General features: G+C 65.6%; 26 protein-coding genes and 1 pseudogene. 10 read left to right on the plus strand and 17 right to left on the minus strand.

Features of this window, described 5'->3' with window-relative positions; genetic code table 11:
• Position 1: 1 nt before the first annotated feature.
• The 3 genes from XW59_RS28490 to XW59_RS28500 all read right to left on the minus strand — a co-directional run bounded on the left by XW59_RS28490 (position 2) and on the right by XW59_RS28500 (position 3,311).
• Positions 2-1,438 carry a LutB/LldF family L-lactate oxidation iron-sulfur protein gene (locus tag XW59_RS28490; protein WP_047149053.1) on the minus strand — a complete coding sequence of 479 codons (1,437 nt, stop codon included), beginning with the start codon at positions 1,436-1,438 and terminating at the stop codon, positions 2-4.
• Between the two features lie 253 nt (positions 1,439-1,691).
• A complete protein-coding gene (locus XW59_RS28495; protein ID WP_047149052.1) occupies positions 1,692-2,465 on the minus strand; it encodes a (Fe-S)-binding protein in 774 nt (257 codons plus the stop codon).
• Positions 2,466-2,510: 45 nt separating this feature from the next.
• The gene (locus XW59_RS28500) at positions 2,511-3,311 is read right to left on the minus strand and encodes an FCD domain-containing protein (protein ID WP_047149051.1); all 801 of its coding nucleotides are present in this window, start codon (positions 3,309-3,311) and stop codon (positions 2,511-2,513) included.
• A 177-nt stretch (positions 3,312-3,488) separates the two neighbouring features.
• Between XW59_RS28500 and XW59_RS28505 the strand changes: the two genes are divergently transcribed.
• From XW59_RS28505 to glcF, 4 genes are all read left to right on the plus strand, one after another.
• Positions 3,489-4,985 carry an FAD-linked oxidase C-terminal domain-containing protein gene (locus XW59_RS28505; RefSeq protein ID WP_047149050.1) on the plus strand — a complete coding sequence of 499 codons (1,497 nt, stop codon included), beginning with the start codon at positions 3,489-3,491 and terminating at the stop codon, positions 4,983-4,985.
• A gap of 204 nt (positions 4,986-5,189) precedes the next feature.
• On the plus strand, positions 5,190-6,410 hold the full coding sequence (glcE, locus tag XW59_RS28510; protein ID WP_047149049.1) for a glycolate oxidase subunit GlcE: 1,221 nt from the start codon (positions 5,190-5,192) through the stop codon (positions 6,408-6,410).
• Between the two features lie 42 nt (positions 6,411-6,452).
• Positions 6,453-6,836, plus strand: a complete 384-nt coding sequence (locus XW59_RS28515; RefSeq protein WP_047149062.1) for a membrane protein — start codon at positions 6,453-6,455, stop codon at positions 6,834-6,836.
• Between the two features lie 3 nt (positions 6,837-6,839).
• Positions 6,840-8,189 carry a glycolate oxidase subunit GlcF gene (gene glcF, locus XW59_RS28520; protein WP_137327116.1) on the plus strand — a complete coding sequence of 450 codons (1,350 nt, stop codon included), beginning with the start codon at positions 6,840-6,842 and terminating at the stop codon, positions 8,187-8,189.
• Positions 8,190-8,196: 7 nt separating this feature from the next.
• Here glcF and XW59_RS28525 read toward each other — a convergent pair whose 3' ends face one another.
• The gene (locus XW59_RS28525; RefSeq protein WP_047149047.1) at positions 8,197-9,078 is read right to left on the minus strand and encodes a bile acid:sodium symporter family protein; all 882 of its coding nucleotides are present in this window, start codon (positions 9,076-9,078) and stop codon (positions 8,197-8,199) included.
• Between the two features lie 229 nt (positions 9,079-9,307).
• Complete coding sequence (locus tag XW59_RS28530; RefSeq protein ID WP_047149046.1) at positions 9,308-10,087, minus strand: L,D-transpeptidase; 780 nt, start codon at positions 10,085-10,087, stop codon at positions 9,308-9,310.
• Positions 10,088-10,287: 200 nt separating this feature from the next.
• On the opposite strand from XW59_RS28530, the gene XW59_RS28535 reads away from it, so the two are divergent.
• Positions 10,288-10,929 (plus strand): DNA-3-methyladenine glycosylase I, encoded by a 642-nt coding sequence (locus XW59_RS28535; protein ID WP_047149045.1) that lies wholly within the window; start codon positions 10,288-10,290, stop codon positions 10,927-10,929.
• Here XW59_RS28535 and XW59_RS29735 read toward each other — a convergent pair.
• The 3 genes and pseudogenes from XW59_RS29735 to XW59_RS28550 form a co-directional block, all read right to left on the minus strand.
• Positions 10,930-11,043, minus strand: a pseudogene (locus XW59_RS29735) (GIY-YIG nuclease family protein); the annotation flags it as partial.
• Between the two features lie 262 nt (positions 11,044-11,305).
• Positions 11,306-11,704, minus strand: coding sequence for a DUF305 domain-containing protein (locus XW59_RS28545; RefSeq protein WP_047149044.1), 399 nt, complete (start codon positions 11,702-11,704; stop codon positions 11,306-11,308).
• Positions 11,705-11,778: 74 nt separating this feature from the next.
• Positions 11,779-12,129 (minus strand): hypothetical protein, encoded by a 351-nt coding sequence (locus XW59_RS28550; RefSeq protein ID WP_047149043.1) that lies wholly within the window; start codon positions 12,127-12,129, stop codon positions 11,779-11,781.
• A 121-nt stretch (positions 12,130-12,250) separates the two neighbouring features.
• Here XW59_RS28550 and hisS point away from each other — a divergent pair, with 121 nt between their 5' ends.
• The 3 genes from hisS (at position 12,251) to hisG (ending at position 15,778) form a co-directional block, all read left to right on the plus strand.
• Positions 12,251-13,759: a histidine--tRNA ligase gene (hisS, locus tag XW59_RS28555; RefSeq protein WP_047149042.1), complete on the plus strand. Its 1,509-nt coding sequence runs from the start codon at positions 12,251-12,253 to the stop codon at positions 13,757-13,759.
• 205 nt (positions 13,760-13,964) lie between these two features.
• Positions 13,965-15,083, plus strand: a complete 1,119-nt coding sequence (locus XW59_RS28565) for an ATP phosphoribosyltransferase regulatory subunit (protein ID WP_047149041.1) — start codon at positions 13,965-13,967, stop codon at positions 15,081-15,083.
• The gene (gene hisG / locus XW59_RS28570; protein WP_137327117.1) at positions 15,080-15,778 is read left to right on the plus strand and encodes an ATP phosphoribosyltransferase; all 699 of its coding nucleotides are present in this window, start codon (positions 15,080-15,082) and stop codon (positions 15,776-15,778) included. The genes XW59_RS28565 and hisG overlap by 4 nt, the downstream gene beginning before the upstream one ends.
• On the opposite strand, the gene XW59_RS28575 is transcribed toward hisG, so the two are convergent.
• The 9 genes from XW59_RS28575 to XW59_RS28615 form a co-directional block, all read right to left on the minus strand.
• Positions 15,763-16,176: a DoxX family protein gene (locus tag XW59_RS28575; protein WP_047149039.1), complete on the minus strand. Its 414-nt coding sequence runs from the start codon at positions 16,174-16,176 to the stop codon at positions 15,763-15,765. The two genes, hisG and XW59_RS28575, sit on opposite strands and share 16 nt — an antisense overlap.
• Positions 16,177-16,233: 57 nt before the next feature.
• Positions 16,234-16,650, minus strand: coding sequence for a DoxX family protein (locus XW59_RS28580; RefSeq protein ID WP_047149061.1), 417 nt, complete (start codon positions 16,648-16,650; stop codon positions 16,234-16,236).
• Between the two features lie 226 nt (positions 16,651-16,876).
• A complete protein-coding gene (locus XW59_RS28585; protein WP_047149038.1) occupies positions 16,877-17,302 on the minus strand; it encodes a DoxX family protein in 426 nt (141 codons plus the stop codon).
• Between the two features lie 148 nt (positions 17,303-17,450).
• Positions 17,451-18,842, minus strand: a complete 1,392-nt coding sequence (gene fumC / locus XW59_RS28590; RefSeq protein WP_047149060.1) for a class II fumarate hydratase — start codon at positions 18,840-18,842, stop codon at positions 17,451-17,453.
• A 66-nt stretch (positions 18,843-18,908) separates the two neighbouring features.
• Complete coding sequence (locus XW59_RS28595; protein WP_047149037.1) at positions 18,909-19,346, minus strand: YqaA family protein; 438 nt, start codon at positions 19,344-19,346, stop codon at positions 18,909-18,911.
• A gap of 143 nt (positions 19,347-19,489) precedes the next feature.
• Positions 19,490-19,669: a CsbD family protein gene (locus XW59_RS28600; protein WP_047149036.1), complete on the minus strand. Its 180-nt coding sequence runs from the start codon at positions 19,667-19,669 to the stop codon at positions 19,490-19,492.
• 322 nt (positions 19,670-19,991) lie between these two features.
• Positions 19,992-21,635: a chaperonin GroEL gene (gene groL / locus XW59_RS28605; RefSeq protein ID WP_047149035.1), complete on the minus strand. Its 1,644-nt coding sequence runs from the start codon at positions 21,633-21,635 to the stop codon at positions 19,992-19,994.
• A 74-nt stretch (positions 21,636-21,709) separates the two neighbouring features.
• Positions 21,710-22,006 (minus strand): co-chaperone GroES, encoded by a 297-nt coding sequence (gene groES, locus XW59_RS28610; protein ID WP_047149034.1) that lies wholly within the window; start codon positions 22,004-22,006, stop codon positions 21,710-21,712.
• 206 nt (positions 22,007-22,212) lie between these two features.
• Positions 22,213-24,084, minus strand: a complete 1,872-nt coding sequence (locus XW59_RS28615; protein WP_047149033.1) for a TadE/TadG family type IV pilus assembly protein — start codon at positions 24,082-24,084, stop codon at positions 22,213-22,215.
• A gap of 248 nt (positions 24,085-24,332) precedes the next feature.
• Between XW59_RS28615 and XW59_RS28620 the strand changes: the two genes are divergently transcribed.
• Positions 24,333-25,184: a TIGR01459 family HAD-type hydrolase gene (locus XW59_RS28620; RefSeq protein ID WP_047149032.1), complete on the plus strand. Its 852-nt coding sequence runs from the start codon at positions 24,333-24,335 to the stop codon at positions 25,182-25,184.
• Positions 25,185-25,194: 10 nt separating this feature from the next.
• Positions 25,195-26,181: a bifunctional riboflavin kinase/FAD synthetase gene (locus XW59_RS28625; RefSeq protein ID WP_047149031.1), complete on the plus strand. Its 987-nt coding sequence runs from the start codon at positions 25,195-25,197 to the stop codon at positions 26,179-26,181.
• The last annotated feature ends 31 nt before the right edge of the window (positions 26,182-26,212 follow it).

The raw sequence follows: 26,212 nt of genomic DNA on the forward strand, positions 1-26,212 counted from the left end.
ATCACCGCGTCGCCTCCTGCTTCAGCGCCTCGCGCTGCTTCCATTGCTGCATGAAAGTACGGCTTTCCGGTGCCGGAAGGTCGCGGTATTTCGTCCAGCCGCCGGCAAGCGGCAGGGAGCGGAAGCGTCTCTTCGCGCCGCCGAGGGCGGAAAGTGCGGGAACGCCGATGGACGAGGCCAACCGGTAGAGCGTCGGCCGCTTCGCGAACCAGGCCCAGAATTTGAGTCCGTAGCGCGGCACGGCGGGATTCAGGCCGCGCTCGAATTCGCGCTCGCGCCAGTGCCGCATCATCTTCGGCAGCGGTATCTTCATCGGGCAAACGCTCTCGCAGCGGCCACAGAAGGTCGAGGCGTTGGGCAGGTGGCCGCCTTTCTCGACGCCGATCAGCGAGGGCGTGAGGACCGCGCCCATCGGACCGGGATAGACCCAGCCATAGGCGTGGCCGCCGACGGCGTGATAGACCGGACAATGGTTCATACACGCGCCGCAGCGTATGCAGCGCAGCATGTCCTGGAACTCGGTGCCGAGCATCGAGGAGCGGCCGTTGTCGAGCAGGACGACGTGGTATTCCTCCGGCCCGTCCGGGTCGCCCGGCCGCCGCGGGCCGGTCGAGACCGTGGTGTAGACGCTCATGTCCTGGCCGGTCGCGGAACGTGCCAGCACCCGCAGGATCTGTGCCGCGTCCTCGAGCGTCGGCACGATCTTCTCGATCGACGCCATGGCGACGTGCACGCGCGGCAGGATCTGCGTCAGGTCGCCATTGCCCTCGTTGGTGACGATGATCGACGAGCCGGTTTCGGCGACGAGGAAATTGGCGCCGGTGATGCCGACATCGGCGGCGAAATATTCCTTGCGCAGCACCTCGCGCGCTTCCGAGAGCAGCGTTTCCGGCTCCGTGAGGTCGCGCGCGGCGGGCAGATGCGTGTGCACGCGGCGGAAGTCGCTCTCGACCTGGTCGCGGTTGAGGTGGACGGCGGGCGCGATGATGTGGCTCGGGTGCTCGCCGCGAAGCTGGATGATGTATTCGCCGAGATCGGTCTCGACCGGGCGGATGTCGTTCTCCTCGAGGAAATCGTTGAGCCCGATCTCCTCGGTGATCATCGACTTGCCCTTGGTCACCGTTTTCGCTTTGGCATTACGGCAGATCTCGAGCACGATCCGCCGTGCGTCCTCGGCGGTTTCCGCCCAGTGCACGTGCCCCCCGGCCGCGATCACCTGCTTCTCATAGGCTTCGAGATAGAGGTCGAGATTTTCGAGAACGTGGTTCTTGATGTCGCGCGCGCTGTCGCGCAGGGCGTCGAATTCCGGCAGCGCTTCGATCGCCTTCCTGCGCTTGTCGATGAAGCCGGCGCGGACGTTGCCGAGCGCGCGCTGGAGCTGGGCGTCAGCCAGCGCGCCGCGGGAGTTTTCCTTGAAGGAGGGAGAGGTTATCTGCATGAGCGGAGCTCCCGGCTGTATGAGGGAGCCGTTGCAACGCCGGCGCCTAGCGCCCCCTCCGGCCCTTCGGGCGTCCTTCGGACCCCCCGCTTCGCAGGGGAGGAACGGGCGTTGCGATCGGCCGCACTCTGGATCCTTCCCTGCGAAGCGAGGGTTTCGAAGAACGGGCGAGACAAGCGGCTCGCCACGAAGGACCGCGCGAAGCGTGGTGGAGGGGGTGCGAAATCGAGCGGTTTCACTGCAATCGTCACCCTCACCCCCTCCCGCCGATGGGCGGCGCGTCGCTCATGCCGGCGAGCACCTCGGCGACGTGGCGCACCTCGACCGCCGAGCCCTCGCGCTTCAGCTTGCCCGCCATGTTCATGAGGCAGCCGAGATCGCCGGCGAGCAATGTGCCGGCGCCCGCCTCGCGGATGTTTTCCGTCTTCTTCGAGACGATGGCATTGGAGATGTCGGAATATTTGACGCAGAAAGTGCCGCCGAAGCCACAGCAGACGTCGGCTTCCTGCATCTCCTTGAGGGCGAGGCCCTCCACCGAGCCCAACAGCTTGCGCGGCTGTTCGCGGATGCCGAGCTCGCGCAGGCCCGAGCAGGAATCGTGGTAGGTGACGCTGCCCTGCATGCGCGCCTCCACCGAGGAGACGTGAAGCACGTCGACCAGGAAGCTCACCAGCTCGTGCACCTTTTCCGAAAAGGCGGCCGCGCGGCTCTCCCATGCCGCGTCGCCCTTGAAGAGCGCCGGATAATGTTTCTTCAGCATGCCCGCGCAGGAACCGGAAGGTGCGACGACGTAGTCGTATTCCTCGAAGGCCGCGATCGTGTTCTCGGCGATCGCTCGCGTGTCCGCCCGGTCGCCGGAATTGTAGGCCGGCTGGCCGCAGCAGGTCTGCGCGGCCGGCACCTCCACGGCACAGCCCGCATCCTCGATCAGCTTGACGGCGGCGAAACCCACGGTCGGGCGGAAGAGGTCGACGAGGCATGTGACGAACAGGCCGACGCGGGGTTTCTGGTTGTTCGGGAGATGCACGATTGCTTCCTGGAGCCTGTGGGTTGCTTCGTTCGGTGGAGTAAATCAGGTCTCGGCGTCGATGGGTATGCCGTCGGCGTTCTTTCTTTGCCGCAGCCGAAGCCGCGCGACGCGCTGCCATTCGCCGGAGCGCTCGGCCTCGGCCATGGCGCGCTCGACATAGTCGATATGGCCGCGCGCGGCCTGCCTGGCCCCGGCGGCATCGCCCGAGACCACGGCGTCGAATATCGCACGGTGCTGGGCGAGCAGAACGTCCTGCGCCGCCGGCGTCGCGTAGATCAGGCTGCGGCTGAGGAAGACTCCGTCGGAAAGCAGCCGGTAGCAGGAGCGCAGCGTGTGCAGGAGCACGATGTTGTGCGCGCATTCGCCGACCGCGTTGTGGAACTCGACGTCGATCGCCACCTCCTCCTCGAAATCGCCGCGCGCATGGGCTTCCTCCATGCGCCTCATGATGTCGGAGAGGAGCGCACGGTCGTCGGCGGTGGCGCGCCTGGCCGCGAATTCGGCGGCGATGCCTTCGACCTCGCGCCGGTATTCGAGATAGTCGGCCGCCGCCTTGCGGTGCTGGGTAATCAGCTCCATCACCGGCGGCGCGAACACCTCGCCGATCACGTCGGCGACCATCGTCCCGCCGCCTGGACGGGTCACGACAAGCCCGCGCGCCTCCAGCGCCTTCAAGGCGTCGCGCACGATCGGCCGCGACACGTCGAACTGCCGGGCAAGCTCGCGCTCTCCCGGCAGCCGGTCGCCGACGCGCACGACGCCCTCGAGGATCAGCATCTCGATCTGCTCGATCACGTCATCCGCCGTGCGCGAATGCTCTATGCGGGAAAAGATGTCGCTCACTTGGCTTTCATATGTGGAACCGGGCACGTTAGAATAGTGCCGAGAAGCAGGCGTGGTCAAATTTTTTATCCGCAAGTGACGTAGGCGTGCGGCTTTGACTGCTTTTCGAAAGAGATTGTTGCAGGCCTTCCGTATAACTGGTAAAGAGATTTTACCACTTGGAGATGAGGCAGCCCCATGACCGGCCTGATCATGCCGAAGCCCGACGCCGCGACGATCGCGCGGCGGGACGAGATCGTCGCCGACATGCGCATCATCGTCCCGGGCGAGGGCGTGGTGGATGCCGAGAATTCGATGCGTGCCTTCGAAAGCGACGGGCTGACCGCCTATCGCCAGCTTCCGTTGGTCGTGGTGCTGCCGGAGACGACCGCGCAGGTCGCCCGCATCCTCAAATATTGCTCGGACCGTGCCATCCGCGTCGTGCCGCGCGGCTCCGGCACCTCGCTCTCCGGCGGCGCGCTGCCGCTCGAGGACGCCGTGCTCCTCGTCATGAGCCGCTTCAACCGCATTCTCGACATCGACTACGCCAATCGCACCGTCACCGCGCAGCCGGGCGTCACCAATCTCGGCATCACCAATGCCGTCCAGCACGAGGGCTTCTACTACGCCCCCGACCCTTCCTCGCAGATCGCCTGCTCGATCGGCGGCAATGTCGCGGAGAATTCGGGCGGCGTGCACTGCCTCAAATACGGCCTGACCGCCAACAACGTGCTCGGCATCGAGATGGTGCTAATGAACGGCGAGGTGGTACGCCTTGGCGGCAAGCATCTCGACGCGGAAGGATACGACCTGCTCGGCATCATGACCGGCTCGGAAGGCCTGCTCGGCGTGGTGACCGAGGTCACCGTGCGTATATTGAAGAAGCCGGAGACGGCGCGCGCCGTGCTTCTCGGCTTCCCGACCAGCGAGCAGGGCGGCCAGTGCGTCGCCGACATCATCGGCGCCGGCATCATCCCCGGCGGCATGGAGATGATGGACCGGCCGGCGATCCATGCGGCGGAGGATTTCCTCGACGCCGGCTATCCGCTCGACGTCGAGGCGCTGCTGATCGTCGAGCTCGACGGACCCGCCGCCGAGGTCGATCACCTGATCGGCGAGGTCGAGGCGATCGCGCTGAAGAACGGTTCCACCACCTGCCGCATCTCGACCTCGGAAGAGGAACGGCTGATCTTCTGGGCCGGTCGCAAGGCGGCCTTTCCGGCCGTTGGCCGCATCTCGCCGGACTATTATTGCATGGACGGCACGATCCCGCGCAAGGAACTGCCGAAAGTGCTTTCCGGCATGCGCGAGCTTTCGGAAAAATACGGGCTGCGGGTCGCCAACGTCTTCCACGCCGGCGACGGCAACCTCCATCCGCTGATCCTCTACGATGCCAACAAGCCAGGCGAGCTCGACAAGGCCGAGCAGTTCGGCGCCGACATATTGCGGCTGTGCGTCAAGGTCGGCGGCGTGCTGACCGGCGAACACGGCGTCGGCGTCGAGAAGCGCGACCTGATGACGGAAATGTTCGGCAAGGCCGACCTCGACCAGCAGATCCGGGTGAAATGCGCCTTCGATCCGGATCACCTGCTCAACCCGGGAAAGGTCTTCCCGCAGCTCCACCGCTGCGCGGAGCTCGGCCGCATGCACATTCATCGCGGCCAGGTGGCGTTTCCCGACATTCCGAGGTTTTGAGGGGTGGCTGCGGAGCGGAACGCTGTCGTTCGCTTGAATCCATCGCGCCGCGATGTCGCTTCGGCGGATCCGCGGTTCATATATGGCAATCCAAAGAACGGAAACGAAGATGCTTGTTGAGGCGTGGTCCCCCTCTCCGTCTCGGCTGCGCCTCGACGTCTCTCGCCCGCTTTGCGGGGGCGAGGAAGAAGCGGTGGCGCTGCCATGACCACCTTCACACCCTCGACATCCGCGGAGGTGCTCGACGCCGTGCAATGGGCGGTCTCGGAGGAGGCGCCGCTGGAAGTGCTGGGCCACGGCACCAAGCGCGGCATCGGCCGCCCGGCGCAGAGCGAGCATGCGCTCGACCTTTCCCGGCTTTCCGGCGTGACGCTCTACGAGCCGGAGGAGCTGGTGCTTTCCGCGCGTGCCGGCACGCCGCTTGCCGAGATTGAAGCGTTGCTGGCGGAGCATGGCCAGGAACTCGCCTTCGAGCCGATGGACTATGCCCCGCTGCTCGGCGGCGAAGCGGATGGCGGGCGCAAGAGCGGCACGATCGGCGGCGTGCTCGCGGCGAACCTCGCCGGCCCGCGCCGCATCAAGGCGGGAGCCGCGCGCGACCATATCCTCGGCGTGCACGCCGTTTCCGGCCGGGGCGAGGCGTTCAAGTCGGGCGGGCGGGTGGTCAAGAACGTTACCGGCTACGATCTCTCCAAGGCGATGGCCGGCTCATGGGGGACGCTCGCCGTCGTCACCGATCTCACCTTCAAGGTCCTGCCGGCCGCACAGACCGAAGTGACCTTCGCGCTCCGCGGGCTGACCGAGGAAGCGGCCGCTTCGGCCATGGCGCTGGCCATGGGCTCGAGCGGCGAGGTGGCGGGTGCCGCGCATCTGCCCGAAAGCGTCACCGGCCGCGTCATCGACGGCGCGCTCAAGGGCAAGGGCTCGACGCTTTTCAGGCTCGAGGGCTTCGGCCCGTCGGTCGCCTACAGGTTCGACGGTCTGGTCCGGCTGCTCGGCGAATATGGCGTTGTCGAGCGGATCGAGGAGCCGCAGTCGCGCCTGCTGTGGAGCGAAATCCGCGACTGCATGCCCTTCGCCGACGGCACGCGGCGCCCGGTCTGGCGCGTCTCAATGGCGCCGATGGCGGCCCACGGGATGGTGATGGCGCTGCGCATGGAGGCGGCCGTCGATGCCTTCTACGACTGGCAGGGCGGTCTCGTCTGGCTGCGCATGGAGGCTGATCCGGAAGTCGAGGCCGTGCGTCGTCTCCTTGCGCAATTCGGCGGCGGGCACGCCACACTGGTGCGCGCCGCGCCCGCCATCCGCGCCGCCGTGCCGGTGTTCCAGCCGCAACCGCCCGCGCTTGCCGCGCTCTCGGCGCGCCTGAAGGAGCAGTTCGATCCCAATGGCATCCTCAACCCCGGCAGGATGGCCGCAACGTGAGGATGTGATAGCCTTTCGTCCGTGCCAATGGGAGACAATGCCATGACTGACCAGAACACGCCGCCCCCGCCGCCCGCCCGCCAGACCGATCGCTGGCTCGAGCCCGGGGCAACGAACGTCCAGATCATCTACATCCTCTATCTCGTCGGCTTCGTGATCGGCATAACCACGCTGATCGGGATCGTGCTCGCCTATATGAATCGGGGCAAGGCCGGCGGCTGGATCGAGACGCACTATACCTGGGCGATCCGTACCTTCTGGATCGCGTTGCTCGGCGGCTTCGTGTCGATTCTTCTCATGTTCGTCTTCATCGGCTTCCTGCTGGCGATCGCCGTCGCGATCTGGGTGATCGTGCGCTGCATCGTCGGCCTTCAGGCAGTGAGCCGGGGCGAGCCCATCAGGAACCCCGAAAGCTGGATGCTCTAACCCTTGCAAACCACCTTCACGCCCGAGCAGCTCGCCGATCCGCATGTCGCGGAATCCGAGAAGATCCTGCGCAAATGCGTCCATTGCGGTTTCTGCACGGCGACCTGTCCGACCTATGTGACGCTCGGCAATGAGCTCGACAGCCCGCGCGGCCGCATCTACCTCATCAAGGACATGCTGGAGAACGGCCGGCCGGCCGACAAGGAGGTCGTCACCCATATCGACCGCTGCCTTTCCTGCCTGTCCTGCATGACGACCTGTCCCTCGGGCGTGAACTACATGCATCTCGTCGACCATGCCCGCGCGCATATCGAGAAGACCTATCGGCGCCCGTTTTTCGACCGGTTGACGCGGACGGTTCTTGCGGCCGTGCTGCCCTATCCCGGGCGTTTCCGCTTCGCCCTGCGGCTGGCGGGGCTCGGGCGACCCTTTGCCGGGCTGTTCGACGCGGTTCGCCCGCTGAAGCCGGTGGCGGCGATGCTGAAGCTCGCGCCGGGCGCCGTCCCGCCGGTATCGGCGGCGGCAAGGCCGTCCGTCCACGAGGCTAAGGGCGCGCCGCGCGGACGCGTCGCCATCCTCACCGGCTGCGCCCAGCCGGTGCTGGAGCCGGGCATCAACGAAGCCGCGATCTCGCTCCTGACCAGGCTCGGCATCGAGGTGGTGGTGCCGGAAGGGGAGGGCTGCTGCGGCGCGCTGGTCCACCACATGGGCCGCGAGGAACAGGCGCTCGACAGCGCGCGGCGCAATGTCGACGCGTGGACGAGGCAGATCGACGAAGGCGGTCTCGACGCCATCGTCATCACCGCGTCGGGCTGCGGCACGACGATCAAGGATTACGGCTTCATGCTGCGTCTCGATCCCGCCTATGCCGAAAAGGCGAAGCGGGTCTCGGCACTGGCCAAGGACGTGACCGAATATCTGGCCACGCTCGATCTGCCGGAGCCCGCCATCCGGCCGGGCGTTGTGGTGGCCTATCACTCGGCCTGCTCGATGCAGCACGGTCAGAAGATCGTTCGCCAGCCCAGGGAATTGCTGGCGAAGGCGGGGTTCGAGGTGCGCGAGCCGCGCGAGGGGCATCTGTGCTGCGGTTCGGCCGGCACCTACAACATCCTGCAGCCGGAGATTTCGGCCCGCCTGCGCGACCGCAAGGTGAAGAACATCGAGGCGACCGGCGCGACGGTGGTCGCCACCGGCAATATCGGCTGCATGACCCAGATCGCCTCTGGATCGGACCTGCCGGTCATTCATACGGTGAAGCTGCTCGACTGGGCCTATGGCGGCGCGCGGCCTCGGGGCGTGACGGAGGCGGATACCGGTCCGGAGTTGGTCGCCCGCCGAATAGGGCTGCGGTGACGCCGTTTCAACGAATCGCGGCGGCTTCAACCCGCCTTCGCCTCAGCCAGAACACGAACGGGATCGACACCAGATACATGGTGATGCCGTAGACGCCGGAGGGTAGGCTGAAGGGCGGCAGCGCGCTCGCCTGCTCGACGATAAGCGAGCCGACGGTAATGCCGAGCGTGGCGTTCTGTATGCCCGTCTCCAGGGCGATGGCGCGGCCCTGCGCCTCGGTGAGCGAAAAGAGCCTGCCGAAGGCGAGGCCGGCCGCGAGCAGGATGACGTTGAGGATGACGAGGGCCGGGGCGAGGATCAAGGCGTTGTCCATGAAGACGCGCCAGTTGGCGCCAAGCGCGCCCACCACGACGATCACGAACATCACCACCGCGATCTTCGAGACGATTCCCTCGAGCTTGATGGCGAAGTCTTTCGCGAAGCGTCGTACCAGGATGCCGACGGCGACCGGTACGAGCGTGATGAGGAACATGGAGACGCCGAGCGCGGTGACGTTGATCGCGGGCGCGTCGAGCCCCATGAAATGATTGGCGAAGAAGACCACGAGAACCGGAACGGTGAACACCGCGACGAGGCTTATGACGCCGGTCAGCGAAATCGACAGCGCAACTTCGCCGCCCGCGAGCTTGGTCAGCAGGTTGGCGGTGACGCCGCCGGGGCAGAAGGCCAGGATCATCATGCCGACGGCAAGCTCGGGCGGCAGCTTGAACAGAACCGCGAGGATATAGGCAACGACCGGAATCAGGATGAGCTGGGCGAAGGCGCCGACCGCGAAGGCCTTCGGCTTGACCAGTATGCGGCGGAAATCATCGAGCGTGAGGCCGAGCCCCAGCGAGAACATGATGATCGCCAGCGCAAGCGGCAGAAATACAGTGATCAGACTGTCCATGCGTCCCCCTCCCGATTCGGCTGCTCCTCCAGCCGCGTTTCTTATAGGGCAGGGCAGGAAAATGGACAAATTGCCGTCGTCCGGCCCCGTGCCCGGCATCCAGAAAGGCAAAGGCAGCATGGCCCCCCGACCATGCTGCCCTTTTTGCGCGGCAGCGGAGCGAACCTGCCGCCTTTTTGTGGCCGGCCCCGTTGGCGGGCTGGCCTTTCCCCCGCTCCAGATTCCCCCGCTAGCTGACGATCACCCTCGTGCCGACCTTGACCCGCCCGTAGAGGTCGATCACGTCCTCGTTGCGCATGCGGATGCAGCCCGAGGAAACGGCCCGGCCGATCGTCCAGGGCTGGTTGGTGCCGTGGATGCGGTAGAGCGTGGAGCCGAGGTAAAGGGCGCGCGCGCCGAGCGGATTTTCCGGGCCGCCCTTCATGTGGGCCGGCAGGACGCGGCCCTTCTTTTTCTCGCGGGCGATCATCTCGGCCGGCGGCCGCCAATCGGGCCATTCGCGCTTCGAGGTCACCTTGTGCTCGCCCGCCCATTCGAAGCCCGGCTTGCCGGTGCCGACGCCGTAGCGTCGCGCCTGGCCGCCCGCCTCGACGAGATAGAGCAGGTTCTCGCGCGTGTCGATGACGATGGTGCCGGGTTTGTGCGGCCCGTCATAGGCGACGGTCTGCGGCAGGTATTTCGAATCGATCGCCGGCTTGACGTCCCTGGCGGCGCCCGCGACCGCCGCCGTCTGCACAATGTCGGAGCGCCGCGGGCGGGCCTCGACGCGAGGCCGGTTACGCACGACCGGTTCACGGGCGACCCCCATCGTCACGCCGGGAAGCTCCTTGCGGAGCTGGCGCTTGTGGGCGGCGACCGGCGCGCGCTGAAGCTGCATCACCCACGGTGCGGAAAGGTCGGGGCTGACGACCACGGGCGGGCGCTGCGCATAGCGGTCCTGAGCCGCCGCCGGCTGCTGCCCCAGGCCGATGAGGAGGGCCGAGCCTGTCAACAGAAGGAACTTCTTCATCGCATGCGTTCTCCAAGCGACAGTTGAGGCGGAAAGCGGGTGGCTTTCCCTTCCTGTTGCCGCGATTGTCAGGAGATCGCGCCACGAAATCGTGAATGCGCTTTCATAAAATGCGCGATTTCCCGTAAAGCTTTTGCTGTGGTTACCGCGCGGTTGAACAGGTTGGTAAAGACACGCTTAACGAGAGGCGGAAGGCGGACATGGACGAGGAAAACACGGGGCTGGTGCGGGGCGAGGACGGCAGGACGCGCTGCTTCTGGCACGGCAATCTGCCGGACTATCTGCGCTATCACGACCTCGAATGGGGACGCCCCGTCGGCGACGACGTCCGCCTTTTCGAAAAGCTCTGCCTGGAAGGCTTTCAGTCGGGGCTTTCCTGGCTGACCATCCTGCGCAAGCGCGACAATTTCCGCGAGGCGTTCCACGGCTTCGACTTCGAGCGGCTGGCGCGCGAGGACGAAGCGGCCATCGAAGGACATCTCCAGAACGCCGGCATCATCCGCCATCGCGGCAAGATCGCCTCGGTCTACAACAATGCCCGCCGGGCGGTGGAACTGCGCAAGGAACGCGGCTCGCTGGCGCGCTATTTCTGGTCGTTCGAGCCGCGGCCGCACGAGCGCCCCTCCGTGCTCGACTATCCGACGCTGCGGGCAAACCCGAAGACGGAGGTTTCGACCCGTATTTCCAAGGATCTGAAAAAGCGCGGCTGGACCTTCGTCGGCCCGACCACGATCTACGCCTTCATGCAGGCCATGGGCCTCGTCAACGACCACATCGAGGGCTGCTTCTGCCGCGCGGAGGTGGAGGCCGACCGCACCCGTTTCGAGCGGCCGGGTACGTAGTCACCGGCCGAGAAGTTCGTAGAGATCGCGCCAATCGGGGTTCATCGCCTCGATCAATTCGAGCTTCCATTTGCGGCGCCACTTCTTGATGCGTTTCTCATCGTCGATGGCATCGAAAGGCTACGTATCACACATCGTCATCCCGGAAGCCGAAGCGAAGCGAAGGCTATCCGGGATCCATTGGTCCGAACATCGTCGAGCGCGGCCCGGTCCTCCATTGACTACGAGGCCTTTGATACGGAGTTGTTTTCCGGATTGGACGTACCGGGCGGCGTGTTTCACCTATGTCGGTGAAAACTTGCCGCCCGGCCGTGCCGCTCAATGGGTCCCGGGTCGCCCTCGCTGCGCTCGGTTGCCCGGGATGACGAGGGGGAGTTTACCCGCCGTTCTTCTCGAGCCAGCCCTGCATCATCCTGATCTCCGCCTCCTGCGCCGAGATGATCTCGTCGGCGAGCTTGCGAAGCTCGGGATCCTTGCCGAATTCGAGCTCGATCCGTGCCATGTCGATCGCGCCCTGGTGATGGGCGATCATGCCGCGCACGAAGTCGGCATCGGCATTGCCGGTGAACTCGATGTCCATGCCTTCATGCATCTTCGCATTGGCTTCGGCGAAGGCCTTGCTGGACGGCCCCTGGTCGCCCTTCGGAGCACCCATTTCCATCATGGAGTGCCCCATGGAACCGTGCCCGTCATGGTTCGTCTGGGCGAGGGAAGGAACGGCGATGCCGAGGGCAAGCGCCAGCGAGGCCGTAGCGGCGATATGATTGATCTTCATTTTCGATCTCTTTCGTTTTGAAGCGTTGGTTCTCCCGCGCTGCAGGGTGCTGCGCGGGACGCGGACGAAATCGATCAGCGTCGCGGCGGTGGCGTCGGCAGGTCCGGTCCGTCGGTCTCCAACATGGCCGCCTTCAACGCGTTGCGCGCCGGTCGGCCCGCGTTCTGCTGCACCGAGAGCGGCACCGCCGCCAGCCCGATGCAGGCGGGACACGCCGTCGGATGGACGCTCTTTGCCGCCTTGTCGCAATCATGCCCGCTCGTCCGCACGCAATCCCCGGCGGTCTCGCCGTGTTCATGCGAGTGCCCGGCAGCCGGTATCGCCATCGCCGCATGCAGTGCGCTGTTGGCGACCGGCACCCAGCCGAGCAGGGCGGAACACAGGACCATCAGGATGAGCGCGGCGCGTCGCATGACGACAGACATAGGGGCGGATGAAGCGAAAGGAAAGAGGTTCCCGCCGCCCTTGCCGCTCCCCGGCATATCGGCTAGGAAACCCGCGCTCCCTGAAGGGGCGGATTTTCCTCGAAAACAGACGGATCGAACCATGGCTGACAAGGCGGACAGGATGAAGGCGCGGCTCCCTCGTGGGTTCGTCGACCGCCATCCCGGCGACATCCGCGCCGTGGACGCGATGACGGCGAAGATCCGCGAGGTCTGCGAGCTCTACGGTTTCGAGCCGGGCGAGCAGCCGATGATCGAATATACCGACGCGCTCGGAAAATTCCTGCCCGACCAGGACCGGCCGAACGAGGGCGTATTCTCCTTCCAGGACGACGATGAGCAATGGCTGTCGCTGCGCTACGACCTGACGGCGCCGCTCGCCCGTTTCGTGGCGGAGAATTTCGAGACGTTGCCGAAGCCCTACCGTTCCTACCGGTCCGGCTGGGTGTTCCGCAACGAAAAGCCGGGTCCGGGGCGCTTCCGCCAGTTCATGCAGTTCGATGCCGACATCGTCGGAACGCCTGGCGCGGCGGCCGATGCCGAGATGGCGATGATGATGGCCGATACGCTGGAAGCCGTCGGCATCCGGCGCGGCGACTATGTCGTGCGGGTCAACAACCGCAAGGTGCTCGACGGCGTACTGGAGGCGATCGGCCTCGGCGGTGACGAGAATGCCGGACGCAGGCTCACCGTGCTGCGCGCCATCGACAAGCTGGACAAGTTCGGGCCGGAAGGCGTGCGTGCGCTGCTCGGCAAGGGCCGGCTCGACGAGAGCGGCGATTTCACGAAGGGCGCCGGGCTGGAGGAGAAGGCGGTCGAAACCGTCATTGCCTTCACCGAGGCAGGCGCCGCGTCCGCCGAGATCACCGCGCAAAATCTGCTCGCGGTCGTCGCCGACAATGAAAAGGGTCGCGCCGGTGTGGAGGAACTGCATCAGATCGCAGCGCTTGTCGCTGCGGCCGGCTATGATGACGGGCGCGTCCGCATCGATCCCTCCGTCGTGCGCGGCCTCGAATATTACACCGGTCCGGTTTGCGAGGCCGAACTGACCTTCGAGGTGACGAATGACGAGGGCCAGGTCGTGCGCTTCGGCTCCGTCGCCGGCGGCGGGCGCTATGACGGGCTGGTGTCGCGCTTCCGCGGCGAGCCGGTTCCCGCGACCGGCTTCTCCATCGGCGTCTCGCGCTTGACGGCTGCGCTGAAGAGCCTCGGCAAGCTCGACATGTCGGATGTGATCGCGCCGGTCGTCGTGCTCGTCATGGACAAGGACACGGAGAGCCTCGGCCGCTACCAGCGCATGGTGGCGAGCCTGCGCCAGGCCGGCATCCGCGCCGAAATGTATCTCGGCGGCGCCGGCATGAAGGCGCAGATGAAATATGCCGACCGCCGTGGCGCGCCGTGCGTCGTGATCCAGGGCGGCGACGAGCGCGCCAAGGGCGAGGTTCAGATCAAGGATCTGATCGAGGGGGCGCGGCTGTCGGCCGAGATCGCCGACAACGAGGCATGGCGCGAAGGCCGGCCGGCGCAGTTCTCGGTCGCCGAGGGCGAACTGGTCGAGGCGGTGCGCAAGGTGCTCGCCGCGCAGGCGGCCGACCGGGCGGAAAAATTGTGATGTTCACCCCCCTCCGGCCTGCCGGCCGTCTCCCCCTCAAGGGAGGAGATCGGCGGTTTCGACGAGTTCACCTCTCCTCAGACCCTGCCGATTGGCGAAAGCGTTCGCTTGGGTTGATCTTTCTCCTGGAGGGAGAGATGGCCGGCAGGCCGGAGGGGGGTGTTCTTTCGGCATGCGGCGATATTCGAGAAAGCATGTTGCGCCCATGACCTCCCGCTATCCCGACTTCGCGCCCGACATTATCGCGCTGTTCGCCGAGCGTGGGGCGCCGCTCACCGACGTGGCGATCATCCAGCCGGCCGACCCGTTCCTCGACATGGCGGGCGAGGATTTGCGTCGCCGCATATTCCTCACCGAGAGCGAGACCGGCGAGAGCCTGTGCCTGCGGCCGGAATTCACCATCCCGGTCTGTCTCGACCACATCCGCTCGCGCTCGGGCACGCCGCGCCGCTATTCCTACCTGGGCGAGGTGTTCCGCCAGCGCCGCGAGGGCGGCAGCGAATTCTTCCAGGCCGGCATCGAGGATCTGGGCGGGGCGGACATCGCTGGGACCGACGCCCGCTCGGTGGCCGACGCGCATGAGCTGCTCGTTCGCGCTCTGCCCGGCGTGGAGCTTGCCGTTACGCTCGGCGACCAGCGCATCTTCGAGGCGGTGCTGGCCGCGCTCGGACTGCCGCGCGGCTGGCAGAAGCGCCTCGCGCGCGCCTTCGGTTCCGCCGAGCAGTTGAGCGCGGCGCTGGAAGACCTCGCCAATCCTTCCCAGAAGGCCGCGCCGGCGGAGCCGGTCTCCTCCTTCGTCGCCGACGGCGATCATGCCGGTCTCGCCGGGCATGTCGCGGGCATAATGGAGGCGTCCGGCCTTTCCGCCTCCGCCGGCCGCGCGCCGGAGGAGATCGCCCGGCGCCTCATCGAGAAAGCCGAGCTCAGGAGCGTGCGGCTGTCGAAGGACGCCTTCGATGCGTTGAAGAAATTCCTGGCCATCCGCGCGCCGCTGGAGAAGGCCGCCGACGAGTTGCGCGGCTTCGCCGCGGGCGCCGGCATCTCCTTCGGTTCCTCGCTCGATCTCTTCGCCGCGCGCGCCGAGGCGGTGGCGCGGCACGGCCTGCCGATGGCGAAGATCGCCTATGACGCGGGTTTCGGCCGCCCGCTCGACTACTATACCGGCCTCGTCTTCGAGATATCCGCGGAAGACGGCGAGCGTCCGCTGGTCGGCGGCGGCCGCTACGACCGGTTGCTCACGCTTCTCGGCGCGAAGACGTCGATACCTGGCGTCGGCTTCTCGGTCTGGCTCGACCGCATTGAAACGCTGCGGGGGCAGGCATGACGGTCACACTGGCATTGCCCTCAAAGGGCCGGCTGAAGGACGAGGCGATGGCGGTTCTGGCGAAAGCCGGCTTCGCCGTGGCGCAGCCGGGCGACGAGCGCCGCTACCGCGCGAGCGTCGAAGGTCGCGGCGACATCGAGGTGACGTTCCTCTCGGCTTCCGAGATCGCGCGCGAGCTGGGGCAGGGCACGGTCGACCTCGGCGTCACCGGCGAGGACCTCGTTCGCGAGACGCTCGCCGATTGCGAGGCCAAGGTGGCGATCGGTGCCAGGCTCGGCTTCGGCCGCGCCGATGTGGTGGTCGCCGTGCCCGAGGCATGGCTCGACGTCGACACCATGGCCGATCTCGACGACGTCGCCGCCGATTTCCGCCAGCGCCATGGCCGCCGGCTGCGGATCGCGACGAAGTACTGGCGGTTGACGCAGCAGTTCTTCTCCCAGAAGCACGGCATCCAGGTCTACCGCATCGTGGAAAGCCTCGGCGCCACGGAGGGCGCGCCGGCGGCCGGCTCGGCCGACGTCATCGTCGACATCACCACCACAGGCTCGACGCTGCGCGCCAACCATCTGAAGATACTGGACGATGGCGTGATCCTGCGGTCGGAGGCCTGCCTGGTCGCCTCGCGCCGCGCGCGCAGCGCCGCCGACGCGGCGGTGGTAGACGAGATCGTGGCGAGAGTTCAGTCGGGCTCCTGAGGGCGTCGCGGCATTAGCGCAAACCTTCCCGGTCCAAGCGCCGCCAGCGCGACAAGCCCGCCGGCGACGGCAATGTCCTTCATGAAGGCCTGCCGGTGCATCAGCGCGAGCACCGGATCGCCGACGCCCTGGCCGTAATGGCCGATGAAGGCAGCCGAGACCGCGAAAAGCGCAAGCACAAGCGCGGCCGGGCGCATCGCCAGGCCGAGCAGCAGGCAGAGCGCTCCCGCTGTCTCGAAGACGGGCACCGCCAAGCTCAACGCATAGGCGAAGGGCAGGCCGAGGCCGGAGAAATAGCCGGCCACGGCTTCCATGTCGAACAGGCCGGAAACGCCTGCTTCCAGAAAGAGAGCGGCGAGCAGTATGCGCGCCACGAGAGCTGCGATGTCGATGGCCAAGGGGTTCCTCCGAAGCGGAGCCGAGCTGCCGGATCGGCCCGTTTCCGGACGTGGCGATCAGTCCCGCCGCGCGTCCACCGAAATCGAGCCGGGCCCGGCGACCGCGAGCACGAGCAGGCCGCCGGCCATGGCCAGATTCTTCATCAGCATGGCGGGATTGATCGCATCCATCGTCGGATCGCCAGTCGCCCCGACATGGAACATGAGGCCGGAGGCGATGCAGAAGAGCGCCAGCACCCAGGCGGCCGCGCTGGTGAAGAAGCCGGCAAGCACGGCCAGTCCGCCAAGCAGCTCGACCAGCCCCACGACATAGGCGAGGAAGACGGAGGCGGGCAGGCCCTTGGAGGCGATCATGCCGGCGGTCGACATGGCGTTTTCAGCGGTTCCCGGGTCGACCAGCTTGCCGAAGCCGGACAGGATGAAGATGACCGACAGCAGGATGCGGCCGATCAGTGTGATTACGCTGCTGGACATTATTCCCTCCTTGATGTTGCGGCGCATGTGGCGCGCTAACCTCAGCTTGCAATCCTTACGTAACGTAACCTGCGCGGGAGAATATACTCCCTGGCGAGGGTTCTGATCCAGATGCCGCGGAAAAACCGTGCCGTTCGTTGCGAAGAACGGCCGGAGAGGCAGGCCGGAACGAAAAAGGGCCCGCGCGAGGCGGGCCCTGTGACAGCAGCGTTGCCGACGATTTGCGTCAGCCGCGCTTGGCGTCGATCGAGAAGGCGCCGGCACCGACGGCGGCGAGGATCAGCAGGCCGCCGGTGATGGAGAGGTTCTTCTGGAAGAGCAGGGACTGCATCTGATCGGCGAAGTCGAGATGCGCGATCAGCGAGGCGGCGATGGTGAATACCGCCAGCGCAATGGCCGCAAGGCGCGTCTGGAAGCCGACCAGGATCGCGAGGCCGCCGAACAGTTCCAGCAGGCCGACGACGACGGTGACGACCGTCGGCATCGGAATGCCGAGGCTGCCGAACCATCCCGCGGTGCCGCTGATGGCGGTCAGCTTGCCGAAACCGGCAATGATGAAGAGGATCGAGAGCAGCACGCGGCCGGCGAGGATGAGGGCCGGGCTGTTTGCCGCGATGCCGGGCTTCTGGCCGGCGAGAACGGTGTTGGACATCGGTAGGTCTCCGGTGGATCGATCGCCGACAGATAGTCGATTGCGACCGTTCACCAAAGACGCGTATTTGACGACACAGCGTTCATTCCGGCGAACCGGGCGTCGGAAGCGAAGGGCCGGCTCCGTCGAGCCGGCCCCGCGAATGCGTTCAGCCCGGCTGCGTCATTGCTTCCGGGCGGACGATGCGGTCGTAGTCTTCGCCGGTCACCAGGCCGGTGGCGAGCGCTTCCTCGCGCAGGGTCGTGCCGTTCTTGTGGGCGGTCTTGGCGATCTTCGCCGCGTTGTCGTAGCCGATCGTCGGCGCGAGCGCGGTGACGAGCATCAGCGAGCGCTCGAGCGCGGCCTTGATGTTGTCCTCGCGCGCCTCGATGCCGACCACGCAATTGTCGGTGAAGGAGACCGCCGCGTCGGCCATCAGGCGGACCGATTGCAGGAAATTGTAGGCCATCACCGGATTGTAGACGTTGAGCTCGAAATGGCCCTGGCTGCCGGCGAAGGTCAGCGCCGCGTTGTTGCCGAACACCTGCACGCAGACCTGCGTGAGCGCCTCGCACTGGGTCGGATTGACCTTGCCCGGCATGATGGAGGAGCCGGGCTCGTTCTCCGGCAGGGCGAGTTCGCCGAGGCCCGAGCGCGGGCCCGAGCCGAGGAAGCGGATGTCGTTGGCGATCTTGAACAGCGAGGCGGCGACCGTGTTGATGGCGCCGTGGCTGAACACCATGGCGTCGTGTGCCGCCAGCGCCTCGAACTTGTTGGGCGCGCTGGTGAAGGGAAGCTGCGTGATCGCCGCGATCTTTTCCGCCACATTGTCGGCGAAGCCGATCGGCGCATTGAGGCCGGTGCCGACCGCCGTGCCGCCCTGCGCGAGTTCCATCAGCCGGGGCAGAGTGCTCTCGATGCGTTCGATGCCGTTCTGTACCTGCATCGTGTAGCCGGAGAATTCCTGGCCGAGCGTCAGGGGGGTGGCGTCCTGCGTGTGCGTGCGGCCGATCTTGATGATGTCCTTCCAGGCCTCGGACTTGTCGTTCAGCGCGTTGCGAAGCTTCTGCAGCGCCGGCAGCAGGCGATGGACGATCTCTTCCGCGCAGGCCACGTGCATGGCCGTCGGATAGGTGTCGTTCGACGACTGGCTCATATTGACGTGGTCGTTGGGATGGACCGGCTTCTTCGAGCCCATCTCGCCGCCGAGAATCTCGATGGCGCGGTTGGAGATGACCTCGTTGGCGTTCATGTTCGACTGCGTGCCCGAGCCGGTCTGCCAGACGACCAGCGGGAAGTGCTCGTCGAGCTTGCCTTCGATCACTTCCTGCGCGGCCTGCACGACCGCCTTGCCGAGCTGTGCATCGAGCCTGCCGAGCTCCATATTGGCTTCGGCCGCGGCGCGCTTGACGATACCGAGGGCGCGAACCACCGGAAGCGGCTGCTTTTCCCAGCCGATCTTGAAATTGCCGAGCGAACGCTGCGCCTGCGCGCCCCAATAGCGGTCGGCCTGAACTTCGATCGGGCCAAAAGTATCGGTCTCGGTGCGTGTCGATGTCATCATATGCTCCCTAACTTGCCGGCGATGGTATGGGCCATCATCGCGCGTCTTGCAAACCAGTTTTCGTCAGAAGAAACCCGCGAGCCACAGGAGCGCGGCATAGCGCGCCGTCTTCGCGAAGGCCACAAGAATCACGAAGAAAAGAAAAGGCACGCGCAAAATGCCCGCGGCCAGCGTCAGCGGATCGCCGATGACGGGAAGCCAGGAGAGGAGCAGTGTCGGCCATCCGTACCTGCCGTACCATTTCTGGGCACGGGCGAGCGCGGCTTCGCCGACCGGGAACCATCTGCGGTCGCGGAAGTGCAGTGCGAAACGGCCGAGCGCCCAGTTGACGCAGGAGCCGGCGACGTTTGCGACCGCGGCAACCATGAGCAGCAGCCAGCCGGGCGCCGCCCGCGAGGCATGAAGCGCCACCAGCACCGCCTCCGACGTGCCCGGCAGGAGCGTGGCCGACGTGAAGGCGGAGAGCGCGAGGCCGAAAAGGGCGGGAGGTCCGTCGGGCACTAGGTCGATCTACGGAGGCGAGGCGGCGAATGAGCCTGCCTTCTATCGCCCTGACCCCGCGGCGGCAACTGCCCGCCGCTTTTCCGGACGCGGAAAAGGGCGGCATGGGGGCCGCCCTCTCCATAAAGTCCGCGCTGAGGAACCTAGATCGCGCGCTTGATCTTCTGCTTGGCATCGCCCGCGGCCTTCTGAACCTTGCCGGCGGCCTTTTCGATCTTGCCCTTGGCCTCGGTCTTCTTCGAGCCGGTGGCTTTTCCCGCTGCTTCCTTGACCGCGCCCTTGCCCTGTTTGGCGAGACCCTTCACTTGATCCTTGTTGACCATTTCCACTCCCTTCGCGAGCCGTCTGAAATTCAGGCTCTCGTTAACGGCGACGGCGCGGAATGGTTGCGAAGGGCAAGAAAGGCGGAAAATGCGTGTGATTCAAAACAAAAACGCTCCCCGCATCGCATTTAAGGATGGGGGAGCGCTTTTTGCCGTCAGCTTCTTCTTCTGGATTTCTCCGTCTGAATAGCTTTCGACAGGCATGAAACAGCTGGCACGGGAAAAGGTTCCCGACTTTTTTGATTTTTTTCGGCAGGCGTGGCCAAGCAAAAAGGGCGCCGTTGCGGCGCCCTTTCCATAGTCACTGGCCGAATGGCTGGACTTAGAAGTCCATGCCACCCATTCCGCCCATGCCGCCACCCGGCATCGCCGGAGCCGCGGACTCCTTCTTCGGAGCCTCGGCGATCATGGCCTCGGTGGTGACCAGCAGGCCGGCAACCGAAGCGGCGTCCTGCAGAGCCGTGCGGACGACCTTGGTCGGGTCGACGATGCCGAGCTGGATCATGTCACCATACTCGCCGGTCTGGGCGTTGAAGCCGTAGGTGGCCGACTTGTTGTCGAGTATCTTGCCCGCAACGATCGACGCCTCGGCGCCGGCGTTGGAAGCGATCTGGCGAGCCGGGGCCTGGAGGGCGCGACGGACGATGTTGATGCCGGCGTCCTGGTCGGCGTTCTCGCCCTTGACCTTCAGGTTGGCGGAAGCGCGCAGCAGCGCGGTGCCGCCGCCCGGAACGATGCCTTCCTCGACGGCCGCGCGGGTCGCGTTGAGGGCGTCGTCGACGCGGTCCTTCTTCTCCTTGACCTCGACCTCGGTCGCGCCGCCGACGCGGATGACGGCAACGCCGCCCGCGAGCTTGGCGAGACGCTCCTGGAGCTTCTCACGGTCGTAGTCGGAAGTGGTCTCCTCGATCTGCTGCTTGATCTGGGCGACGCGGCCCTGGATCTCGGCCTTCTTGCCGGCGCCGTCGACGATGGTGGTGTTCTCCTTGGAGATCTGCACCTTCTTGGCGCGGCCGAGCATGTTGAGGCCGACATTCTCGAGCTTGATGCCGAGGTCTTCCGAGATAACCTGACCGCCGGTCAGGATCGCGATGTCCTCGAGCATGGCCTTGCGGCGATCACCGAAGCCCGGAGCCTTGACGGCAGCGATCTTGAGGCCGCCACGCAGCTTGTTGACGACGAGCGTGGCCAGGGCCTCGCCCTCGACGTCTTCCGAGATGATGAGGAGCGGCTTGGAGGTCTGAACGACGGCTTCCAGAACCGGCAGCATGGCCTGCAGGTTGGAGAGCTTCTTCTCGTGGAGAAGGATGTAGGCGTCTTCCAGCTCGGCAACCATCTTGTCCGGGTTGGTGACGAAATACGGCGACAGGTAGCCGCGGTCGAACTGCATGCCTTCAACGACCTCGAGCTCGGTCTCGGCGGTCTTGGCTTCCTCGACCGTGATCACGCCCTCGTTGCCGACCTTCTGCATGGCCTCGGCGATCATCTCGCCGATTTCCTTCTCGCCGTTGGCGGAGATGGTGCCGACCTGGGCGACTTCTTCCGAAGTCTTGATCTTCTTGGTGGTCTTGGTGAGGTGGGCGACGACTTCGCCGACGGCGAGGTCGATACCGCGCTTCAGGTCCATCGGGTTCATGCCGGCGGCAACGGCCTTGTGGCCTTCCTGAACGATCGACTGGGCGAGAACGGTCGCGGTCGTGGTGCCGTCGCCGGCGATGTCGTTGGTCTTCGAAGCGACTTCGCGGACCATCTGGGCGCCCATGTTCTCGAACTTGTCCTCAAGCTCGATTTCCTTGGCGACGGTGACGCCGTCCTTGGTGATGCGCGGAGCGCCGAAGGACTTGTCGATGACGACGTTGCGACCCTTCGGGCCGAGCGTGACCTTCACCGCATCGGCGAGGATGTTGACGCCGCGCAGCATGCGCTCGCGGGCGTCACGGGAGAATTTTACGTCTTTAGCAGCCATGTTCAGCTCCTGTGTTCAAGACCGTGCGTTGAAGCCGGCCTGATAATCCAAAAATTCCGGGTGAATCGGCCTGATCAGCCGATAATGCCCATGATGTCGGATTCCTTCATGATCAGAAGGTCTTCGCCATTGAGCTTGACCTCGGTGCCGGACCACTTGCCGAAAAGCACGCGATCGCCAGCCTTGACATCGAGCGGAACCAGCTTGCCGGCCTCGTCGCGCGCGCCGGAACCGACGGCGATGACTTCGCCTTCCTGGGGCTTCTCCTTGGCCGTATCCGGGATGATGATGCCACCGGAGGTCTTCTCTTCGGATTCGACCCGGCGAACGACCACGCGGTCATGGAGCGGGCGGAACTTCGACTTTGCCATGTCTTGTCTGTCCTCGATAAGGAATAAAGGGGTTGTTCCTCCATCCGGCGTCGCCGGACAACGTTAGCACTCGCAATGAGTGAGTGCTAACGCGACGTTGAAATAGGGGCAGCGTGGGGAAGAGTCAAGCAAAGTCGCCGCGCTCTTTCGGCGGATGTGCGGGCGCGCGGTTCGTCTACCATGCGCCCGCTCCGGAAACAACGGCCTCAGCCGACGATGCGGAGGTTCGAAAGCTCGTCGGCGATCTTCTTGAAGGTGTCGGCAAGATCGCCGCCGGTGGCGTTCCAGAAGAGCTTGTCGGGCTTCGAGGGGTCGTTCGGATCCTTGCGGAAGCGTGAATCCGACGAGCACTTCCGCAATGCCTCGATCTGCTTCTTCTGCCCGCTGTCCTTCTCGCTCAGGTCGAGCGAGACGGTCATGAGGATGATGCCGGCGTTCTTGGCGTTGGTGCAGAGCTTGTCCATGTGCTCGTTCATCGCCGTGGTGTATTTCGAATTGTCGTAGTCGGAATTGCCGCCGCTGAAGGAGGTGCCCATGAACAGCCGGCTCTTCGTTTCGCCGGGCTGCTTCCTCGCCGCGTAACCGTAGTTCGAATAGATCGACTTGTTGCCGGCGAGATCGTTCGAGCCGAGGGATTCCGGCGTGTAGTAGGTGTTTTCGCCGTCGGTCAGCACGATGACGACCTTGTCGTTGCCCTTCTCGTGGTCGGGGCGGCCCTGCGCGAAGGGCTCGCCGCCGGAAACCGTGCGCCAGCCCCAGGCGAGGCCTTCCGGCACGTTGGTTCCGCCGAGCGGCTGCATGCCGTCGATCGCGGCCTTGATCTTGTTGAGGCCGGCGGCGGTGGAGACGTCGGTCAACGCCGTTATCGGGTTGGTGGTGCAGCTCGCATTCGGACCCTGGCCCGTGGCGGCGGCAGCGGTTCCGAGCGACGCGGCTTCGAAATATTTGGGCATGTATCCCTGCCGCGAGGCGTTGTTGCTGCTGGTCGTGAGATCCGCCCGCCAGTTTCCCTGAGCCTTTCTGTTCCTGCTGTCCAGGTTGTCCGTCTCGTCCGGCGCGAACATCGGCACGAAGAGCGTCGCCGGATTGCCCTGGCTGGGCGGGGTGTTGTCCTTGTCGTAAGGGTGCGGGCGGGTTTCCACGCAGCCCTCCCACCGCGCATAGCTGGCATAGGTGTAGCTCCAGCTACCATTTTGGCATTCGCCGTTTCTCTCCGTGCCGCTGCATTTCCTGCTCGTTATGCGCTGCAGATCGTCGAAAAGCGTGAAGCGCGTGACCTTCTGGCCTTCCTGGGCGCCCCAGCCCTTGCCGACCTTCTGGTGGATGCCCGACTGCAACTGGACCTTGCGATCGCCCGTCATCGTCGCCCAGTCGAAATTCTCGTGGTGGATGGGGGAGCGGCCGTCGGTGTCCATCCAGCTCGCATTGGCGTTGTCGGCGCCGACATTGACGGAGGCCGCGAACGGCACGAGCGCGAACTGCACCGGCTTGTCCACCTGCTTCATCTGCACGGCCTGCTGCGCGATGGTGTCGACGAGCTGCTTGGCGGCGTCCTTCAGGAGGACGATGCGCTTCTTGCCGGAACCCGAACCCTTGTCGTCCATCGACCCTGAATTGTCGAGGACGAGCGAGACTTCGAGCGTGTTCTTCAGCCTTATCTCGGACCTGGCGTCGAAGACCAGCTCGGTCGACGTCTGACCCGTGCCGATCAACGCGGTGAAGACCGGATAGAAATAGGGCTCGTATCTGAGGTCGGCCGAGAGCTTCAGCGTGCCGCCGCCGGCATCGCTGCTGGGCAGCGCGATATTGAGCGACGCCTTGGCGGGGTCGATGCCGCCGAGATTGGCCTCGAAGAAGTTCTTCGCGTAAACCTTGAGTTCGGCCTCGGTCGCGCCTTCGACGGCGCGTCTTGCCGTCGCGATGCCGGCCGCGTCCAGCGCGTTCAACGCCTGCTGTCGCTGACGCACCATTTCCGAATAGTCGACCGCCAGTGCCAGACCACCCATGATCGGGACCATCGCTATGGCGGTGATAATCGAAAAGTTGCCGCGAATGTCTTCGATGAAACTGCGCAGCACTGCCCAACCCCCCAATGGCTGTTCGTTGCGAAGCAGCGCAATCTAGGGGCAAGTCGTTAAGGTGGCGTTTTGCGCCGGGTTTCAAAAAGCCGCTGCCGCCGTACCTTTCGTTAACCAATCCTCCGGCTGTTGCCGCATCGCCCGAAAGGCCCCTTTCGCGAAAGCTGGTGACATGCGGGGCGGCTTCGGCTAAGCCCCGTGGCGGCCGGAGAAAACTCCGGTCGATGGAAAGACTGGGTGGCCTTGAAATGACGGGACTGATCGAAACGCTGGATCAGGTGGTGGGCGATTATTCCGTGGTCTTTTGCGACGTATGGGGCGTCGTCCACAATGGCGAGGCCGCTTTCCCGGCCGCCGCCGCGGCACTCAGGCGTGCCCGCGACAAGGGCGCCGTCGTGGTCCTCATCACCAATTCCCCGCGCCCGCGCGACGGCGTCGAGGTCCAGCTCGGGCTTCTCGGCGTGCCGGAAGACGCCTGGGACCGCGTGGTCACCTCCGGCGACGTCACGCGCGACCTGATCGCCGAGGGACCGCGCCGCGTGTTCCATCTCGGTCCGGACCGCGACATGTCGATCTATGACGGGCTCGACATCGACCTCGTGGAGGAATTCGAAGCCTCCGCCGTCGTCTGCACCGGGCTCGTCGACGACGAGGTCGAGACGCCGGAGGACTATGCCGAAATCCTGACCCGGCTGCGGGCGCGCGACCTGCCCTTCATCTGCGCCAACCCCGACATCGTCGTCGAGCGCGGCGAGCGGCTGATCTGGTGCGCGGGAGCGCTGGCGCGCGATTACGCGCAACTCGGCGGCCGCACCCTGATCGCGGGCAAGCCGCACCGTCCGATCTATGAGGCGGCGAGGAAGGCGGCGGCCGGGGTTCTCGGCCGTGAGGTCGAAGCCGGCGACGTGCTGGCGATCGGCGACGGCGTGCTGACGGACGTCAAGGGCGCGGCCGACAGCGGTTTCGACGTGCTCTACATTTCGGCCGGCATCCACGCCCAGGAATATGGCAACCCCGCCTCGCCGGACCCCGAGCGGCTTGCCGCATTTCTGGAAAAGCACGGCTATAGTCCGGTGGCCGTCATGCCCCGCCTGGGATAATCCTCCGCCGATGCCAGAGACCGCGTTCCAGCGAATATCCAGCTTGTCCCGACTGCCGTCCGCGCTGCGCGGCGGTGTCGTCGCCATCGGCAATTTCGACGGCGTGCACCGCGGGCACCAGGCCGTGCTGCAGCGCGCGCTGGACGAGGCGCAGGCGCGCGGCGTACCGGCGCTCGTCCTGACCTTCGAGCCGCATCCGCGCACCGTCTTCCGGCCGGACCTGCCGCTGTTCAGGCTGACGCCGGCGCCGATACGGGCGCGCCTGCTTGAATTCCTCGGCTTCGACGCCGTCATCGAACAGGCTTTCACGAAGCAGTTCGCCGGTCTTTCCGCCGACGAATTCGTGCGCGGGGTGCTTGTCGACGGCCTGGGCATCGTCCATGTCGTGACCGGTTTCGATTTCCATTTCGGCCACAACCGCCAGGGCGGCCCGGCCTATCTGATGGAAAAGGGCGAGGAACTCGGTTTCGGCGTCGCGCTGGTCGATGCCTTCCGCGACGAGGCGGCCGAAATCGTCTCGTCGAGCCGCATCCGCGAATTGCTGAAGAAAGGCGAGGTCGCGCAGGCCGCGGGCCTGCTCGGCTACCGCTTCACCGTCGAGGCCGAGGTGACCGGCGGCAAGCGGCTCGGCCGCACGCTCGGCTTTCCGACCGCCAACATGGCCCTGCCGGCATCCGCCGAGCTGAGGCATGGCATCTATGCGGTCAGGCTGCGCCGGGCCGATGGCACGCTGCACGATGGCGTGGCGAATTTCGGCCGCCGCCCGACGGTCGACGAGGACGGCGCGCCTTTGCTCGAGACCTTCGTCTTCGACTTCTCCGCCGATCTGTACGGCGAGACCTGCGCGGTCTCTCTCTTCGGTTTCCTGCGCGGCGAGGAGAAGTTCGACAGCCTCGACGCGCTGGTCGAGCAGATGAAGCGCGACGATGCGGAGGCGAGGGCGCTGCTTGCTGGCGTGAGACCGCTTTCGGCGCTCGATGCCGCAATCGCTTTCTGAACCGCGTCGCCTTTAAATCAAACTTTACCCA

Source organism: Aquamicrobium sp. LC103 (assembly GCF_001014615.2).
Classification (GTDB): Bacteria; Pseudomonadota; Alphaproteobacteria; order Rhizobiales; family Rhizobiaceae; genus LBCQ02.